Genomic DNA, 16582 nt, shown 5'->3' with positions numbered 1-16582 from the left:
CCGGTTTTTCCTCAGCGCGCGAGCGCGACGGCGGTGCCGGCGCCGAGCAGGACGCCCCAGACGAGGTGGCCGACGAGCGGCATGACGGCGACGTTCGGCACGGGGAGGTCGGTCCCGAAGCTGACGGCGTTCAGCCAGAGCGGCCAGACGAGCCCGACGTTGACGAGCCAGAGCGCGGTCGCGTAGGCCGCGCCGAGGGCGACGCTCGGCGCGAGTTCGGTGGCGTGCTCGCGGAGGACGCCGGTGTCGACGAGGACGCCGAAGAACGCGCCGAAGAGCGCCGCGTGGAAGAGGTGTGCGACCCAGCCGACGGTGAGTGAGGGGTCGCCGAGCGTGTACATCGCGCCGATGGCGGTCATCCGACCGAGCTGGAACTGGATGAGTGCGCCGAACGCGAGCCCGGCGAGGACGCCGACGAGGGCGGTTCGGCCGGCGACCGCGGTTGGTCCGTACTCGAGCGTCGAGCCGTCCGGTGTCGTGTGCGTTGACATACCAGTAGCTCACCCTACACGTCAAAAGTGTTGGGTCGGCGATGCGTCGAGCGCGCACGGGCACGACGACCGCACGAGCGGACGCGATGACTGCCGGCAGGGGGAGCGCTCCGCGCCTCCGTCACTCGGGGTCAGGGAGCGTGAACAGCCTGCTGTCGCAGTCGCTGCACGCGAGGACGTGGTCGGGGCTGGCGCCGGCGCCGGCGGTGCCGCCGCAGCACTCGACGGTCGTGGTCTCCACGACGTCGCCGCCGCACGCCGGGCACTCGTCGAGGAACAGTCGGAGTGGACCGGCGGCGGCGACGCGCGTCGCGCGGTCGAGGTCGTGGTCGGCGAGCGCCTCGACGGCGGCGAGTTCGGCGACCGCGACGGGTCGCGTGAGCCAGGCGTCGCCGAGCGACGGGCCGTCGCCCCGGGAGACGACGACGTACGGACCGCGCCCGACGTCCTCGTCCTCGACGCTGACGGTCGCGTCCGCGAGGGCGTCGGCGACGTCGCTCGCGACCGCCTCCACGGGGTCGTCCCGGCGGTCGCGGATGCGGACGGTCCACGCCTCGCGGAACGCGTCGTCCAACTGGAGGTCCTCGCCCGCGGGCACGACGACGCCGGCGTCGACGAGCGCGCCGAGGGTCGCCTCGGCGTCGACGTCCCGCGGCGCGAGGTTCGCGTCGCCGGCCGTCCCAGCGGGTGCATCGTCCGCGGTCTCGCGGTCGCGACCCGGTGCGTTCCCGTGGTCGAACAGGCGCTCGCCGCCGGGAACGGCCGCGACGAGCCGCGGCGCGAACCGCGGCGTGAACGGGACCACGTACCCGCGTAGCCAGACGGCGAGCGCGCCGACGACCGCGACCGCGGCCGCGAGCGCGACCCGGTCGACGAGCGCGAGCGCCAGGACGACGGCCGCGACGACCACGACGTTCACCGCCGTGCACGGCCAACAGCGGGCCTCGCCCGTGTACCGAGCGTCGCGGAGGGCGTCGAACGTGGTCATTCGCGACACACTCCGGCGGCTCGCGACAAAGGGCTGTCGCCGGCCACGGCGCCCGCCTCCGCGTCAGCGCTCGGGCAGCGTGGAGCGCGGCCAGCCGAAGGTTCTTGCGCGTTCCCGTGCGAGTGAGCGGCATGGATTCCGAGGAGTTGCGCGAGACCCTGCAGGACGCCGGGCTGTCGCCGTACCAGTCCCGGGCGTACGTCGCGATACTGGAGCTCGGGACCGCGTCGGCGCGCGAGCTGACCGCGGCGAGCGACGTCCCGGACCCGCGCATCTACGACGTCGTCCGGGACCTCGAGGACCGCGGGTACGTCGAGACGTACGAGCAGGACCGCCTTCGGGTGCGCGCGCACGACCCGACGGAGGTGCTCGCGGACCTCGAGTCGCGTGCCGACCGGCTGTCGTCGGCGGCCGCGGAGATAGAGGAGCGCTGGGAGCAGCCCGAGCTGGACGCGCACGCGGCGAGCATCGTTCAGCGGTTCGAGACCGTCGTCGACCGCGCGCGACTGTTCATCGAGGACGCCGAGAACCAGATCCAGTTGTCGGCGAGCCCCGAGCAGTTCGCGGAGCTCGAGGACGCGCTCGCGGCCGCGGTCGACCGCGGCGTGTACGTCCAGTTGTCGCTGTACACGGAGGACGACGACCGGACGCCACTGCCGGCGTCGGACGTGCTCGCGTCGACGTGTACGGAGGCACGTCATCGCCCGATTCCGTCGCCGTTCGTCGCGCTCGTCGACCGGCAGAAGGCGTGCTTCGCGCCGCACGAGGCGGCGCGCAACGAGTACGGCGTGCTCGTCGACGACCGCACGCACGAGTACGTGTTCCACTGGTACTACGTCGGCTGTCTCTGGGAGATCTGCGAGGAGATCTACAGCGCGCGCAACGACGACCCGCCGATCGAGTACGTGGACGTCCGCGAGTTCATCCGGGACGTCGAGCCGCTCGTGGAGGCCGACGCGGTGGTGTCGGTGCACGTCGAGGGGAACGCGGTGTCGGGTGGCGAGGCGCGAGCGGTCGAGGGCGTGGTCAGTGACGTGTACTACGAGGGCGACGAGAGTGGGGACGCGCGGACGACGGGCCTCGTGGAGCTCGCGGGTCGGGCGTCGTTCACGGTCGCGACCGACGAGGGGTCGTTCACGGTCGGCGGGGAGGGCGCGATGCTGGAGGACCTGGAGGCGACGCGTATCACGGTCACCGCGGTCGACTGACTGCGGCCGCGTCGAGTGCCGGTGTCCACTATCTGACGAACGAGACACGAGTTCTTCGTCGTTTCCGGACTGGGCGACCGATGACGGCACGCACGTCGCAATACTTGCTTGACACGAACGCCACCGATCTGTATCACAATCTTACTACAACAGCTGTTGTATCCTCGTTATCTATATCTAATCCCCACATGAAAAACCGTGATATGCCTGCGAATGGCTCACACGATACCGACGGTAACTCGCGTAGCGTCTCCCGGCGCTCGTTCGTGACGGTCGCCTCAGCCACCGGCGCCGGCATCTCGCTCGCCGGCTGCATCTCCCAGAGCGGCGGTAGCGCGGAGAGCACCGCCGGGCGAACCGACGAACCGATACCCACCGAAGCACCGAGCGAGGACGTCACCGTCCAGTGGGCCGGCGACTCCAACTTCAAGAAAGCCGAGGGCGACATCAACGACGCACTCCACGCCGCAGGACTCCCCGAGAACATCTCCGTGGAGATACTCACCGGGTCGTTCACCACCGGCGACCGGCAAGCGAAGTACAAGAACGTCCTCTCGGCCGGGCAGGAGAAGCCGACCATCATCATGATGGACAACGGCTGGACGATACCGTTCATCGTCCGCGGCCAGATCATGAACCTCAGCGACGCCCTTCCGGGGTCGATGGTCGACACCGTCAAGAACGACTTCTTCGACGCGAGCGTCTCCACCGCGACGATGAACGGCGACCTCTACGCTCAGCCGCTGTTCGCAGACTTCCCGACCATCCAGTACCGCAAGGACCTCGTCGAGGAAGCCGGCTACGACCCGGACGGCGAGGACTGGGCGACCAACGCGATGAACTGGGAGCGGTTCTCGAAGGTCACCAAGGACGCGCTCGAGACGACCGACGCCGAGATGGGGTTCACGTTCCAGGCGAAGGCCTACGAGGGCCTGTCGTGCTGTGACTTCAACGAGTTCATGAGCTCGTACGGCGGCGCGTACTTCGGCGACCACGACAACCTCTTCGGGCCCGTCGGCGACCGCCCCATCACCGTCGAGGAACAGCCCGTCATCGACTCCCTGAAGCTGCTCCGGACGTTCATCTACGGGAGCGACGACGAGCACTCGATGGACGGCATCACCGGGAACATCGCACCCAAGCAGGTCCTCCAGATGACCGAAGAGCCGTCCCGCGAACCGTTCACGAAGGGGAAGGCCGTCATGCATCGGAACTGGCCGTACTCCATCGTCATCAACGGTGCCGAGGACGCGTTCGGCGAGGACCTCGGCGTGATGCCCATCCCCGAGGGCGTCCCCGCGAGCGACGCGAAGTACGACGGCACCGGCGGGCCCGTCGCCGCGCTCGGCGGCTGGCACCTCGCGCTCAACCCGAACGCCGCCGACGACCGCCTGCGCGCCGCGCTCCAGGTCCTCAAGACCCTGCAGACCGAACAAGCGCAGCTCTCGCTGTTCGAGATCGGCGGCTGGATTCCACCCGTCCCGGACCGCCTCGCGAGCAGCAAGGCCCAAGAGCTCGACGTCATCGGCCGCTACGTCGACACCCTGAAGCTAGCCGGAGAGAACGCCATCCCGCGCCCGGTGACGCGCGTCTGGAGCCAGCAGTCCACGCAGATATCCAAGGAGGTCAACGCCACGCTCCAGCAGAGCAAGTCACCGTCGAAGGCAATGGAGGACCTCAAGGCCTCGCTCGAACAGATAGAGGAGTCCGCCTGACCAGCCGACGATGGCTACCGACCAAGAGACGCAACCGGGCGCGCTCGCCGAACGCACGAGCAGCGGCCCGTACGCGGCCGTGGTTCGCTGGATGGAGAACCTCAGCGAAGCGCAGTTCGCGTACCTCCTGCTGACGCCAGCGCTCGCGTTGCTCGCCGCGATCGCGCTCTGGCCGCTCCTGTCGACGTTCCGGATGTCGCTGTTCGCGGACAACCTCGCCGGGCGCCTCGGCGGGTTCGTCGGCGTCGAGAACTACGTCGCGCTCCTGACCGGCCAGAAGAACGCGCTCCTGCCAGCGGACTTCGTCCCGACGGCGCTCACCGTCGAGGCGTTCTTCAACAGCGCGCTGACGGTGACGCTCATCTTCACGGTCGCGAGCGTGTTCTTCGAGACCATCTTCGGGTTCGCGCAAGCGCTCGTCCTCAACCAGGACTTCTTCGGGCGACGCTGGGCGCGCCTCGCCATCATCATCCCGTGGGCGGTCCCCATCGTCGTCCAGGGGATGATCTTCTTCCTGATGTTCCAGCCCGGCACCGGGTTCCTCATCGGTGGCGAAGGCAACCAGACGATACTGCAGACGCTCGGGCCGTTCGGGCTCGCGCCGTTCTCGAGCACCATCGACTCGACTATCATCATCATCGTCGCCGACATCTGGAAGACGACCGCGTTCATGGCGCTGCTCATCCTCGCCGGCCTGCAGAGCATCGACCGGAACCTCTACGACGTCGCGAGGGTCTCGGGCGCGTCGCCCTGGCAGCGGTTCAAGTACATCACGCTCCCGATGGTGCTCCCGACCGTGTTCGTCGCGATGCTGTTCCGCACCATCCAAGCGATGCGCGTGTACGGCGTCATCGAGACCGTCTCCGGCTGCGAGACCGTGCCGTCGCTGTCGTGTCTCGTCATCCGGTCGTTCGACAACAACCTGTTCGCGACCTCGGCGACCATCGCGTTCGTGACCGCCGCCATCATCGGCGTGTTCGTGAGCGTGTACATCGTCGGGTACGCACGCGAGGAGATGGCATGACTCAGGACACTCCCACGCCGACGGACGTCCCGGACGGCGACCCCGGTCGCGACCCGAACGACGTGTTCGACGGGGACGCCGAACTGAACCGCGGCCCGTTCCAGCGGTGGGTGGACCGCTCCATCAAGAACCCCGAGCGCGCCTACCGGGCGCTGTTCTACGTCGTCACCATCTTCTTCGTCGGGACGACGCTGTTCCCGTTCTACTGGCTGGCGATCCTCGCGCTCACGCCGACCGGCCCGAGCGGGACGCTCCCCGAGATCGGCCTGCTCCCGAACGGCTTCAACACGGAGACGTTCGTCATCATCTTCGAGCAGGTGGACTTCCTCCGGTACATGCTGAACAGCCTCGTGCTCGCGACCGCGACGACGATGGTCGTCCTCCTGCTCGCGAGCCTCGCCGGCTACGTGTTCGGCCGCCTCGAGTTCAGGGGTCGACGACCCCTGATGCTGCTCGTGCTCGCCATCTCGTACTTCCCGCCGGCGGCGTTCTTCCTACCGCTATGGGACCTGTTCAACGGGAACGTCGGCGTCGACCTGCTCGGGTTCACGATATCGAGCCCGCAGCTGTACAACACGCCCGGGTCGATGCTGCTGCCGTTCAGCGCGCTGTTCATGCCGCTGTCGATATTCATCCTGACGACGTTCTACAGTCAGATACCGGACGGCTTGGAGGACGCGGCGCGCATCGAGGGGACGACGCGCCTCGGCGCGCTGTTCCGCGTCATCATCCCGCTGTCCGCGCCGGGCGTCGCGACCGCGGGCGTCCTGACGTTCATCTCGGTGTACAACGAGTTCTTCTTCTCCTCGTTGATGACGAGCGGGCGGCCGAGCGACTGGGCGCCCGTCCTGAACGGCATCCTGCTGTTCCGGAACGCCGGCCAGTTCCAGACGACGTTCAACGCGATGGCGGCGGCGAGCATCGTCGCGGTCCTGCCGGTCACGATACTCGTCGTGATCGCCCAGGAGAAGATAGTCAGCGGCCTCACCGCGGGAGCACTCAAGGAGTAACCATGGCACGAGTTCAACTAGACGGCATCACGAAGCGGTACAGCGACATCGTGGCGGTCGACGACATGAACCTCGACATCCGCGACGGCGAGTTCGTCACGTTCGTCGGCCCGAGCGGCTGCGGGAAGTCGACCACGATGGAGATGATAGCGGGATTGACCACCCCGAGCGAGGGGACGGTCACCATCGGGGACACGGACGTGACGAGGTTCCCGCCGAAGGACCGCGGGGTCGCGATGGTGTTCCAGAACATCGCGCTGTTCCCGCACATGGACGTGTACGACAACATCAGCTTCGGGCTCCGGCTCCGGGACTACGACGACGAGGAGATCCGCGAGCGCGTGGAGCGCGCGACCGAGATCGTCCAGCTGGAGGGGATGCTCGACCGGCAGCCCGACGAGATGAGTGGCGGGCAGCGCCAGCGGGTCGCTATCGCGCGCGCTATCGTCCGGAATCCGGCGGTGTTCCTGATGGACGAGCCGCTCGCGAACCTGGACGCGAAGCTCCGCGTCCACATGCGGACGGAACTGCAACGCCTCCACAAGGAACTGGATACCACCATCATCTACGTGACCCACGACCAGGCGGAGGCGATGACGATGAGCGACCGGATCGCGGTCATCAACGACGGGCAGCTCCAGCAGATCGACCCGCCGCTCGTGTGTTACAACGAACCGGCGAACCTGTTCGTCGCGGGGTTCATCGGGTCGCCGTCGATGAACCTCGTGGCGGGCGAGGTCACCGAGAGCGGGTTCCGGGGCGAGCACCTGTCGGTCTCGTTCGACCCGGCGTCCGTCGGCGTCTCCCCGGGCGACCAGGTGACGCTCGGCGTGCGGCCGGAGGACGTGTATCCGGCGGCGAACGCGGCGGATGCGACGGACCCGAGCGGGCAGTTCGAGACGTTCACGGACGTCCTGGAGCCGATGGGGAACGAGATATTCGCGTACCTCCAGTTCGAGGCGACGTCGGGCGGGATGGACGACGACCCGCGCAACCAGTTGTTGATGAGCGTCGACCCGGACGCGGCCATCGCGGAGGACGAGCGGCAGTCGGTCGTCCTCGACCGGGAGAAACTCCACCTGTTCGAGACGTCGAGCGGTGACGCCATCGTGCACTCGCTCTCCGGGCAGTATCAGGCGACGACGACCGGCCCGGAGTCGGGCGCGGCGGGAGGTGACTAGCGATGCCGCTCAGCGTCGAGACGTACTTCGCGCTCGGCACGCTCCTGTTCTTCTTCTGGGCGTACGGCATCGCGTCGTTCGTCCTGGACGTGAAGAACAAGCTCGTGCCGGGGATCCGGCGGTACGTTCGAGGCCGTCGTCGGCAGCGCGAGCGCGCCGAACGGGAGCGAGAGCGAGAGGAGCGCGAGGAGCAACTGCTGTAACGACGCCGGGCGCCGCCACCCGGAACGAACCCGGCGGATGGACGGCGGAATCGACCGGTTCGACGGCGGAATCGACCGGTTCGACGACGCGTCACGCGGTACGCGACGCAGACGACACGCGGTACGCGACGCAGACGACACGCGGTACACGACGGAGACACCAACACACGATGCACGAAGGAGAAACGGTACGTATCGGAATCGTAGGACTGGGTGGCATCGCTCGCCATCACGCCGACCAGTTCGCGGCGCTTCGGGACGAAGGCGTCCCGGTAGCGCTCGCGGGAGGCATGGACATCGCGACAGAGGCGCGTGCGTCGTTCGGGGAGACCTACGGCGTGCAGACGTTCGCGGAGGCGGACGCGCTCTACGAGCACGTGGACGCGGTCGTGGTGACGACCCCGAACTGCTTCCACGAGGAGTACGTCGTGAGCGCGCTCGACGCGGGCCTGGACGTGCTCGTCGAGAAGCCGCTCGCGCACACGGTCGAGAGCGCGGAGCGGATCGCGGCCACTGCGCGCGCCGCGGACGGGTTCTGCATGGTCGGATTCCACAACCGGTTCGCACCCGAAGTGCGGACGCTGAAAGCCCACCTCGACGAGGGACGGTTCGGGGACGTCTATCACGTGGACGCGAACTACATCCGGCGCCGGGGCGTCCCGGGGCGTGGGTCGTGGTTCACGGACGCGGACGCGGCCGGCGGTGGCGCGCTCATCGACATCGGCGCGCACGCGATCGACCTGGCGCTGTACCTCATGGACTTCCCGGAGGTCGTGGAGGTCGCGGGGACGACGCGCTCGACGTTCGGCGGCCGCGAGGAGTACACGTACCTCGAGATGTGGGGCGAGGACGGCGACGGCGAGTTCACCGTCGACGACTCCGCGCACGCGCTCATCCGATGCGCCGGTGGAGAGACGATAGCGCTGGAGACGTCGTGGGCCGCGAACCGCCCGCCGGAGACGAGTTACGTCCTCCAGGGGACGGACGCTGGCGCGGAACTCGACCGCAAGGCGGAGTCCCTCGAGATCTACGAGGTCGAGGACGTCGGCGGCCCGCAGTTCGCGGACACGAGCGTCCGCACGGACGGCGAGCCCGCGCATCGCACCGAAGGCCGGCGGTTCGTGGAGGCGGTCGCCGCGGGCGACCCGCCGGGCACGAACACGGTCGACGAGGCGCTCGCGGTCCAGCGCGTCATGGCCGCGATCTACGAGGCCGCTGACTCGGGGGCCGCGGTCGACATGACCGACGAGTTCGCGGTCGAGGCCGACGACTGACGAGAGCGACGGGACGCACCGGCATCCGAACACGAAAGCAGCTACACGAGATTCACAGACACACATGGACATCGGCGTACTCACCGTTCCGCTCGGACAGGAATCACTCGACGACGCGCTCGACTACCTCGCGGGCATCGGCGTGGACGCGGTCGAACTCGGCTGCGGGGGGTTCCCCGGCCAGGACCACCTCGACCGCGAGGCCGTGCTCGACGACGAGGCCGCGCAGGCGGCGCTCCAGGAGGCGCTCGACGCGCACGACCTCCGTGCGAGCGCGCTCGCGACGCACAACAACCCGCTGCATCCCGACGGCGAGCGCGCGGACCGCGCTGACCGCGAACTCCGCGAGGCCGTCCGGCTCGCCGCTCAGCTCGACGTCGGCACGGTGACGTGCTTCTCGGGGCTGCCGGCGGGGAGTCCGGACGGGTCGGTCCCGAACTGGATCACGGCGCCGTGGCCCGAAGAGCACGCCGAGGCGCTCGATTATCAGTGGGAGCTCGCGGTCGACTACTGGCGGGACCTGGCGGCGCACGCCGACGAGCACGGCGTCGACGTCGCCATCGAGATGCATCCGAACATGCTCGTCTACGAGCCCGACGGCCTCCTTCGGCTCCGCGAGGCGACGAACGACCGGATCGGCGCGAACCTCGACCCGAGCCACCTCTACTGGCAGGGTATCGACGTCACGCACGCTATCCGCGTCCTCGGTCGCGAGGACGCCATCCATCACGTCCACGCGAAGGACACGAAGGTGTACGACGAGCACGCACGCCGGAAGGGCGTGCTCGACACCACCTCGTACGCGGACACGAGCGATCGGTCGTGGCTGTTCCGCTCCATCGGGTACGGGCACGACGAGGCTCACTGGAAGGACGTCGTCTCCGCGCTCCGCATGGCGGGGTACGAGGGCGCGCTCAGCATCGAGCACGAGGACGCGCTGACGAGCAGCCGCGAGGGCCTGGAGAAGGGCGTGGACGTCCTCCGGCGCGCGGTGTTCGAGACCGAACCCGGCGACGCCTACTGGGCGGGCGGTGAGTGACGATGAGCGACGACCCGCTCCGCGTCGGTTTCCTCGGGTATCGGTTCATGGGGAAGGCGCACGCGAACGCGCTCGCTCGGCTCCCGATGTTCTTCCCGGACGCCCCCGCGGTCGAGCGCGACGTCCTCGTCGGCACCGACGAGGACGCGCTCGCGGACGCCACCGAACGCCTCGGCTTCGAGCGGTACGCGACGGACTGGCGCGACGTCGTCGACGACGTCGACGTGTTCTACAACCTCGGGCCGAACTTCCTGCACGTCGACCCCACGGTCGCGGCACTCGAGGCCGGAACGCACGTGCTCTGCGAGAAGCCGCTCGCGCCGACGCTCGACGGCGCGGAACGGATGCGCGACGCCGCCGCCGGAAGCGACGCGGTCGCGGCGTGTGCGTTCAACTACCGGTTCGTGCCCGCCATCCAGTACGCCCGCGACCTGATCGCCGACGGCGAACTCGGCGAGATACGGCAGGTTCGCGGGTCGTACCTCCAAGACTGGCTCGTCGACGACGACGCCCCCTGGAGCTGGCGGAACGACGCCGAGCTCGCCGGAAGCGGCGCGCTCGGCGACCTCGGCGCGCACACCGTCGACCTCGCGAACTTCCTCGTCGGCGACCGCGTCGGCGACGTCGAGCGCGTCAGCGGCCACCTGCGGACGTTCGTCGACGAGCGGCCAGTCGAGGACGCTGACGGCGACGGCGAGGCCCGCGGCGACGACGCGGATGGCGAGGAGACGAAGCCCGTGACGGTGGACGACGCGTACAGCGCGCAGGTCGAGTACGCGTCGGGCGCGATGGGGACGTTCGAGGCGTCGCGGATGACGGCCGGCCACAAGAACGACCACGCCATCGCGGTGCACGGGACCGACGGGAGCCTCCGGTTCTCCCTGGAGCGATTGAACGAACTCGAGGTCCACACGGGCGATTCGCGCGGGTACGAGACGGTGCTCGTCACGGACGAGGACGACCCGTACGGCGACGCGTGGTGGCCGCCCGGGCACGTCCTCGGCTGGGAGCACACGTTCGTCCACGAGAACGCCGCCGTCCTCTCGCAGGTCGCCGCCAGCGAACGCGGCGAACGCGTCGAGACGGACGCGCCGTCGTTCGCCGACGCGTACGACGTCCAGCGCGTGCTGGACGCGATAGCGGCGAGCGACGAGCGCGGCGAGTGGGTTCGCGTCGGCGAGTAGCTCCGGCGACGGGCGGGCATCCCGATGACTGGTTCGTCCACGCGTGACCCGGACGGCCACGAGGGATGCCTGTCACGCCACCTGCCACCGACCCCGACTGCCACCCGGGGCGGCACGCACGCGGTCTCTGTGAACGCGGTCACCGACGTCACCTCGGTGACCGCACCGCTCTCTTGTCGTCTAACTGATCGCACCGCTCTCCACCGAGCGCGAGCGGTCAGCGAGCGCGCACGACCGCGTAGAAGACGCCGCCGAGGAGCGCGCCCCAGATGAGGTAGCCGACGAGCGGCATCACGGCGACGTTCGGGAGCGGGATGTCTGCGGTGAGACCGACGTTGTTCAGCCAGACCGGCCAGACGAAGCCGATGTTCACGGGCCAGAGGCCGGCGGCGTAGACGGCGACGCTGGCGACCGCGGCGTCAGCGCAGCGCGACGACGACCGGGCCGACGACGACGCCGTACGCGAGGTGCGCGGCCGCGCCCACGAGCGAGACGTCCAGCAGCGACGACCCCGTCCCCCCGTCCGCCGCGCCGCCCCAGAGCGGGTCGAGGAGGAGGACGACGGACCCCCAGACGAGGATGGCGAAGGCGACGCTCGCGACCGTCGTCGTCACCGTCGCCCACTCCTCGTCGGCGAGCCCCTCGAACCCGGCGACGAACGCGACGCCGAGCACCGCCGCGTGCGACACGTGGAGCGTCCAGCCGACGAGCCCGCTGGCGCCGTCGAGCCCGTAGATGCCGGGGACCGACGCCGTGAGGAACGACGGCTGGAACACCGAGTAGAGGACGGCCATCACCACGCCGCCGAGGACGCCGGCCACGACGCCGGCCTGCCAGGTCGCCAGTTCGCGATCGGTGCGCGCCCGGGCCTGCGAGACAGTCTCTCCCATAGAGTGACGTGTGACGTGAACGCAGAAAGGCGTTTGCACGCCGGTGCGACCAGCAGGCGCCACCTCGCGTCGGCCCCGCGGACGCCGTCAGTCGAGGACGCCGAACGCACCGCCGAGCACGACGCCGTAGACGACGTGCCCGACGAGGCTCTTCGGGGAGACGTTCGGGACGGCGGGCGCGCCCGCGAACCCGACGGTCTGGAGCCACACGGGCATCACGAGGACCGCGAGGACGACCCAGAGGACGACGCCGAACGCGACGCCCGCGGCGGCCGTCCTCGCCGTCGACCACGTCGTCGCACCGGCGGCGTCGAGGACCGCCGCGAACGCGACCCCGAGGACGGCGCCGTGGGAGACGTGCACCACCCAGCCGGCGAGCCCGCCGGAGAGGCCGTACATCGCCGGTATCGCCGCCTCGATGACGGGTGTCATCTGCGTCGAAAGCATGACGCCCATGACGACGCCGGCGACGACGCCGGCGAGCGTCCCCGCCTGCCAGTCCGCGAGGTCGAAGCCTGTACTCGAATCCGTCGACGTGACAGTCTCTGCCATGTGCACTCGGAGCGACGATGGCGGACGGAAAGACGCTATCTCGGCGCTGTGCGCGCGCTGCACCGCCACGCAAGAGCTAAGTGAACGCCGAGGGCGGTGGTCGACCGCCGGTACGCTTCCGAAACGCCGATACGGGGGGCGCACGCACACGTAGACGATGGACCCCCTCCGCGCGAACGCCGGTGAACTCGACGCCGACGAGATACTGCGTGCGCTCGCGGACGGGCGCCGCGTCGTCATCGTCACCGAGCTCCTCGGGAGCGAGCACGAGGTGACGCTCCGCCACGACGGCACGACGTTCTACTGCGACACCCCGACGACGCTCCACAAGCACGGGACCGAGGACGAGATGCGCGAGTGCATCGACAACCAGGGGTACGCGCGCGACGCCGCCGCCGACGCCGAGGACTGACGACGTCGAGGATTGGCGGCGCGCGTCGCGGAACCCCTTCGTCGACGCCGGGCGCTGGCGAGGGCGCGACTCCTCGCCCGGCGTCGGCGCACGCCGGAGGTACGTTTTTGACCGACGGCGACGGAATACGTGGTATGACAGACCAGTCACCGGACCTCGGCGACCTCCTGGAGCAACCGGACCCGTCGTTCCAGAACGTCCTGAGTTGCGTGTTCGGCATCCAGGACCACGAGGTCCGGACGTACGTCGCGCTCCTCCACAACCCCGGGAGCACCGTCGAGGAACTCGCCGGCGAGATGGAGCGCGACCGCTCGAACGTCAACCGGTCGCTCTCGACGCTGCTGGAGAACGGGCTCGCGGACCGCAACCGGCGGCTGCTCGACGCCGGCGGCTACGTCTACCAGTACACCGCGACCGACCTCCCCGAAGCGAAACAGCTCCTCCACGACGCGCTCGACGAGTGGACCGAGACCGTCCACGGCGTGATCGACGACTTCGACGGGAACTGACTGCCTCACCCAGCATACGGCGACCGCCAGGTCGCCGTTTCTCCTACCTCCTCACCCAGCATACGCTCGCCCCCAGGCGGCCGTTTCCACTACTCCCTCACCCAGCATACGCTCGCCCCCAGGCGGCTGTTTCTCCTGCGCTTTCGCCGCGCGAGGTGACGGTTCGGTCACTCGGCGGCTGGTTCGAAGGCGTGGAGGCCGGCGGGGCCGACGGCGAGGAGGCGGTCGGCGGCGATGACGGGTGAGGCGTACGTCGAGGTGTGTGGTTGGGTGTACGACCAGCGTTCGCGGTCGGGTGCGAGGAGGCCGCTGGCGTCGCGGCGGAGCGCGATCGGGTGGTCGTCGTCGACGACGACCGAGTCGTCGGTGACGAGTGGTGCAGCGGTCGCGGTCTCGCTGGAGAGGCGCGTCGACCAGTTGGTCTCGCCGGTGGTGCCGTCGAGTTCGTGGAGGTCGGTCGTGGCGACGTAGACGTCGGTGTCGTCGGTGGCGGCGGCGGCGAGCGACTGGAGGTCGCGTCGCCAGCGGACGTCGCCGAAGCGGTCGACGGCGACGACGCCCTGCCAGCCGGTCTGGACGACGCCGCCGTCGTCGAGGACGGGGGCGGCGTAGGGGGCGTTCGCGCGGACGCGCCAGCGGATGCTGCCCGTCCCGGGTTCGAGTTTGACGAGTCCGTGCCGGTCGGGAACGTACACGCCGGTGTGCTCGACGGCCGGTGCGACCTGCGTGGCGAACGTGCCCGAGAGGTTGTACTCGTCGTACGCAAGCGGGTCGAGCGGCGTCCGCCAGCGTTCGCTGCCGTCGGGCGCGAGTTTGACGCACGCGGTGGCGCTCCGGACGTAGGCGTCGTCGTCGTGGACGGTGACGCCGTACGCGCGGTCGTCGCCGACGCGAGCGCGCCACTGCTCGAAGCCCGTACCGAGGTCGTACGCACCGACGTACGCGGGCGCCGGGTCCGGGCCGTCGCTCCGCGGGACCTCGCGGAACGGGACGTAGAGGCGGCGGCTGTCGGGGTCGATCGCGGGCGCGCCGGAGACGGCGTGGCGGTCGGGGAGCGACCGTCGCCAGCCGACGACGCCGTTCACGCCGACGGCGACGACGCGGCCCTCGGTCGCGAAGTACGCTTGCTCGTCGTGCACGACCGGTGATACGTACGGGAAGTCCGCGGACGCGAGCACCTCGTGGTCGGTGGGTTCCGGAGCGCCGCCCGCGACGCGGTTCTGGTTCCCGGGCGCGTTCCCGAGCGAGTGCCAGTCGCCGGCGTGGAACGACTCGGTGTCGCCGTCGGATTCGAGGACGCTACAGCCGGCGAGCGAGGCGGCGAGCCCTGTTCCGGCGGCGGCGAGGACGGCGCGACGCGAGCGACCTCGGTCGTCGCGCTCGCTACGGGCAGTGGAGGGCTGCATGGGCGTCGGTCGGGCCATCGTCGGCAAGTATCTTGTGCGACGGGCTCAGGTGGTCGTCGGGTCCGCTGCGAGCGGTTCGCGGCGCGGTCGTTCGACGGCGAGTGGGCGCGGCAACGTCTGGGTGTACCCCGCGGACTTTTGGACGCGCGGGGCTTTCACCTCGACAATGGATTCCCTTTCACTGGACGCGCCAGCGCCGGAGGCGCCAGCGGTCGCGAACGACAACGGCGTGTGGCTCGCGTGCATCGAGTGCGGTGACGCGTACGCGCCGTTCGACGAGGTGCGGTACACGTGCGACTGCGGGTGCTTGCTCGAAGCAAGGTACGCCGACTTGCCGACGTTCGAGGACTTCGAGGGCCGCGGCGTGTGGCGGTACTCGGCGGCGCTCCCGTTCGATGTGGGCGTGACGCTCCCGGAGGGCGACACGCCGCTGCATCGCGTCCCGGACCTCGAGGACGAACTCGGCGTGGAGGCGTTGCGCGTCAAACACGAGGGGATGAACCCGACGGGCGCGTTCAAGGACCGCGGGATGACGGTCGGGGTTCGCGTCGCCCAGGAGCTCGGCGTCGGCCGGCTGGCGTGCGCGAGCACGGGGAACACGAGCGCGGCGCTGTCGGCGTACGGCGCTCGCGCGAACATGGAGACGCTCGTCCTGCTGCCGGCGGGGAAGGTCGCGGCGGGGAAGGTCGCGCAGGCGAGCCTCCACGGCGCGCGCATCCTCGAGGTGGACGGGAACTTCGACACGTGCCTGGACATCGTCCAGGACCTCGCGGAGAGCGGCGACGCGTACCTCCTGAACTCGCTGAACCCGTTCAGGCTCGAGGGCCAGAAGACGATTGGACTGGAGATACTGGAGCGGTTCGTGGACGACTACGGGGCGTTCCCGGACCGGATCGTCCTGCCCGTTGGGAACGCGGGGAACACGGCGGCGTTGTACAAGTGCTTCCGCGAACTCGTGCAGTCGGGCGCGCTCGCGAAGGACGACGTGCCGACGCTGACGGGCGTGCAAGCGGAAGGTGCGGCGCCGATGGTCGAAGCCGTCCAGGAGGGGAACGACGAGGTGCGGCGCTGGGACGACGTGGAGACGCGCGCGACCGCCATCCGTATCGGGAATCCGGTGAACGCGCCGAAGGCACTCCCGGGTATCCGCGAGACGGGCGGGACGGCGGTCGCCGTGAGCGACGACGAGATCACGCGAGCGCAGCGCGACCTCGCCGGCGAGGGCGTCGGCGTCGAGCCGGCGAGCGCCGCGTCGCTCGCGGGGGCGCGCAAGCTCCGCGACGAGGGCGTCATCGAGGCCGGCGAGCGCGTCGCGCTCCTGACGACCGGGCACCTCCTGAAGGACCCCGACGCGGCCGCGGCCGCGGGTGCTGAGCCCGAGTCGGTGCCGGGGACGACCGAGGGTGTTCGAGAGCATCTCGCGGACTGACCGAGCGTACGGCCGCCTCCAGGCGGCCGTTTCCTGCGGTGTGTTCGCGGACGCGGACTGACCGAGC

Annotated in this window: 18 protein-coding genes; 12 read left to right on the top strand and 6 right to left on the bottom strand. The window is 69.6% G+C overall.

What is annotated here, in order from left to right:
* Positions 1-11: 11 nt before the first annotated feature.
* Both VYJ16_RS07350 and VYJ16_RS07345 read right to left on the bottom strand, forming a co-directional pair.
* Complete coding sequence (locus VYJ16_RS07350) at positions 12-491, bottom strand: hypothetical protein (protein ID WP_336349635.1); 480 nt, start codon at positions 489-491, stop codon at positions 12-14.
* Positions 492-612: 121 nt separating this feature from the next.
* Positions 613-1479, bottom strand: coding sequence for a DUF8054 domain-containing protein (locus VYJ16_RS07345; RefSeq protein WP_336349634.1), 867 nt, complete (start codon positions 1477-1479; stop codon positions 613-615).
* Between the two features lie 131 nt (positions 1480-1610).
* Between VYJ16_RS07345 and VYJ16_RS07340 the strand changes: the two genes are divergently transcribed.
* The 9 genes from VYJ16_RS07340 to VYJ16_RS07300 all read left to right on the top strand — a co-directional run bounded on the left by VYJ16_RS07340 (position 1611) and on the right by VYJ16_RS07300 (position 11317).
* Positions 1611-2687 carry a TrmB family transcriptional regulator gene (locus tag VYJ16_RS07340; RefSeq protein WP_336349633.1) on the top strand — a complete coding sequence of 359 codons (1077 nt, stop codon included), beginning with the start codon at positions 1611-1613 and terminating at the stop codon, positions 2685-2687.
* 266 nt (positions 2688-2953) lie between these two features.
* The gene (locus VYJ16_RS07335) at positions 2954-4402 is read left to right on the top strand and encodes an extracellular solute-binding protein (RefSeq protein WP_379762027.1); all 1449 of its coding nucleotides are present in this window, start codon (positions 2954-2956) and stop codon (positions 4400-4402) included.
* Between the two features lie 91 nt (positions 4403-4493).
* Entirely contained in the window at positions 4494-5426 is a 933-nt protein-coding gene (locus VYJ16_RS07330) for a carbohydrate ABC transporter permease (RefSeq protein WP_379762025.1), read from the top strand.
* Positions 5423-6436, top strand: coding sequence for a carbohydrate ABC transporter permease (locus VYJ16_RS07325; protein WP_336349630.1), 1014 nt, complete (start codon positions 5423-5425; stop codon positions 6434-6436). Before VYJ16_RS07330 ends, VYJ16_RS07325 begins: the two co-directional genes overlap by 4 nt.
* A gap of 2 nt (positions 6437-6438) precedes the next feature.
* Positions 6439-7617, top strand: coding sequence for an ABC transporter ATP-binding protein (locus VYJ16_RS07320; RefSeq protein ID WP_336349629.1), 1179 nt, complete (start codon positions 6439-6441; stop codon positions 7615-7617).
* A 2-nt stretch (positions 7618-7619) separates the two neighbouring features.
* Entirely contained in the window at positions 7620-7820 is a 201-nt protein-coding gene (locus VYJ16_RS07315; RefSeq protein WP_336349628.1) for a DUF8005 family protein, read from the top strand.
* Between the two features lie 170 nt (positions 7821-7990).
* Complete coding sequence (locus tag VYJ16_RS07310) at positions 7991-9094, top strand: Gfo/Idh/MocA family protein (RefSeq protein WP_336349627.1); 1104 nt, start codon at positions 7991-7993, stop codon at positions 9092-9094.
* Between the two features lie 64 nt (positions 9095-9158).
* Positions 9159-10133, top strand: coding sequence for a sugar phosphate isomerase/epimerase family protein (locus VYJ16_RS07305; RefSeq protein ID WP_336349626.1), 975 nt, complete (start codon positions 9159-9161; stop codon positions 10131-10133).
* Between the two features lie 2 nt (positions 10134-10135).
* Positions 10136-11317 carry a Gfo/Idh/MocA family protein gene (locus VYJ16_RS07300; protein ID WP_336349625.1) on the top strand — a complete coding sequence of 394 codons (1182 nt, stop codon included), beginning with the start codon at positions 10136-10138 and terminating at the stop codon, positions 11315-11317.
* Positions 11318-11534: 217 nt separating this feature from the next.
* Here the strand turns inward: VYJ16_RS07300 and VYJ16_RS07295 are convergent, their stop codons facing one another.
* From VYJ16_RS07295 to VYJ16_RS07285, 3 genes are all read right to left on the bottom strand, one after another.
* Positions 11535-11690, bottom strand: a complete 156-nt coding sequence (locus tag VYJ16_RS07295; protein ID WP_336349624.1) for a hypothetical protein — start codon at positions 11688-11690, stop codon at positions 11535-11537.
* 46 nt (positions 11691-11736) lie between these two features.
* On the bottom strand, positions 11737-12207 hold the full coding sequence (locus VYJ16_RS07290; RefSeq protein WP_336349623.1) for a hypothetical protein: 471 nt from the start codon (positions 12205-12207) through the stop codon (positions 11737-11739).
* Between the two features lie 87 nt (positions 12208-12294).
* On the bottom strand, positions 12295-12759 hold the full coding sequence (locus VYJ16_RS07285; protein WP_336349622.1) for a histidine kinase: 465 nt from the start codon (positions 12757-12759) through the stop codon (positions 12295-12297).
* Between the two features lie 157 nt (positions 12760-12916).
* On the opposite strand from VYJ16_RS07285, the gene VYJ16_RS07280 reads away from it, so the two are divergent.
* Together VYJ16_RS07280 and VYJ16_RS07275 are read left to right on the top strand one after the other, a co-directional pair.
* Positions 12917-13171, top strand: coding sequence for a DUF8001 family protein (locus VYJ16_RS07280; RefSeq protein ID WP_336349621.1), 255 nt, complete (start codon positions 12917-12919; stop codon positions 13169-13171).
* Between the two features lie 134 nt (positions 13172-13305).
* Positions 13306-13680 (top strand): helix-turn-helix domain-containing protein, encoded by a 375-nt coding sequence (locus tag VYJ16_RS07275; protein ID WP_336349620.1) that lies wholly within the window; start codon positions 13306-13308, stop codon positions 13678-13680.
* 167 nt (positions 13681-13847) lie between these two features.
* On the opposite strand, the gene VYJ16_RS07270 is transcribed toward VYJ16_RS07275, so the two are convergent.
* Positions 13848-15086: an outer membrane protein assembly factor BamB family protein gene (locus tag VYJ16_RS07270; RefSeq protein WP_336349619.1), complete on the bottom strand. Its 1239-nt coding sequence runs from the start codon at positions 15084-15086 to the stop codon at positions 13848-13850.
* Between the two features lie 166 nt (positions 15087-15252).
* Between VYJ16_RS07270 and thrC the strand changes: the two genes are divergently transcribed.
* A complete protein-coding gene (gene thrC, locus VYJ16_RS07265; protein ID WP_336349618.1) occupies positions 15253-16515 on the top strand; it encodes a threonine synthase in 1263 nt (420 codons plus the stop codon).
* The last annotated feature ends 67 nt before the right edge of the window (positions 16516-16582 follow it).

Source organism: Halorubellus litoreus, from assembly GCF_037081675.1.
In the GTDB taxonomy this organism is placed as follows: Archaea; Halobacteriota; Halobacteria; order Halobacteriales; family Natrialbaceae; genus Halorubellus; species Halorubellus litoreus.
The sequence above is the reverse complement of the archived record's forward strand: the minus strand, read 5'-3'. Positions and strand labels throughout refer to the sequence as shown.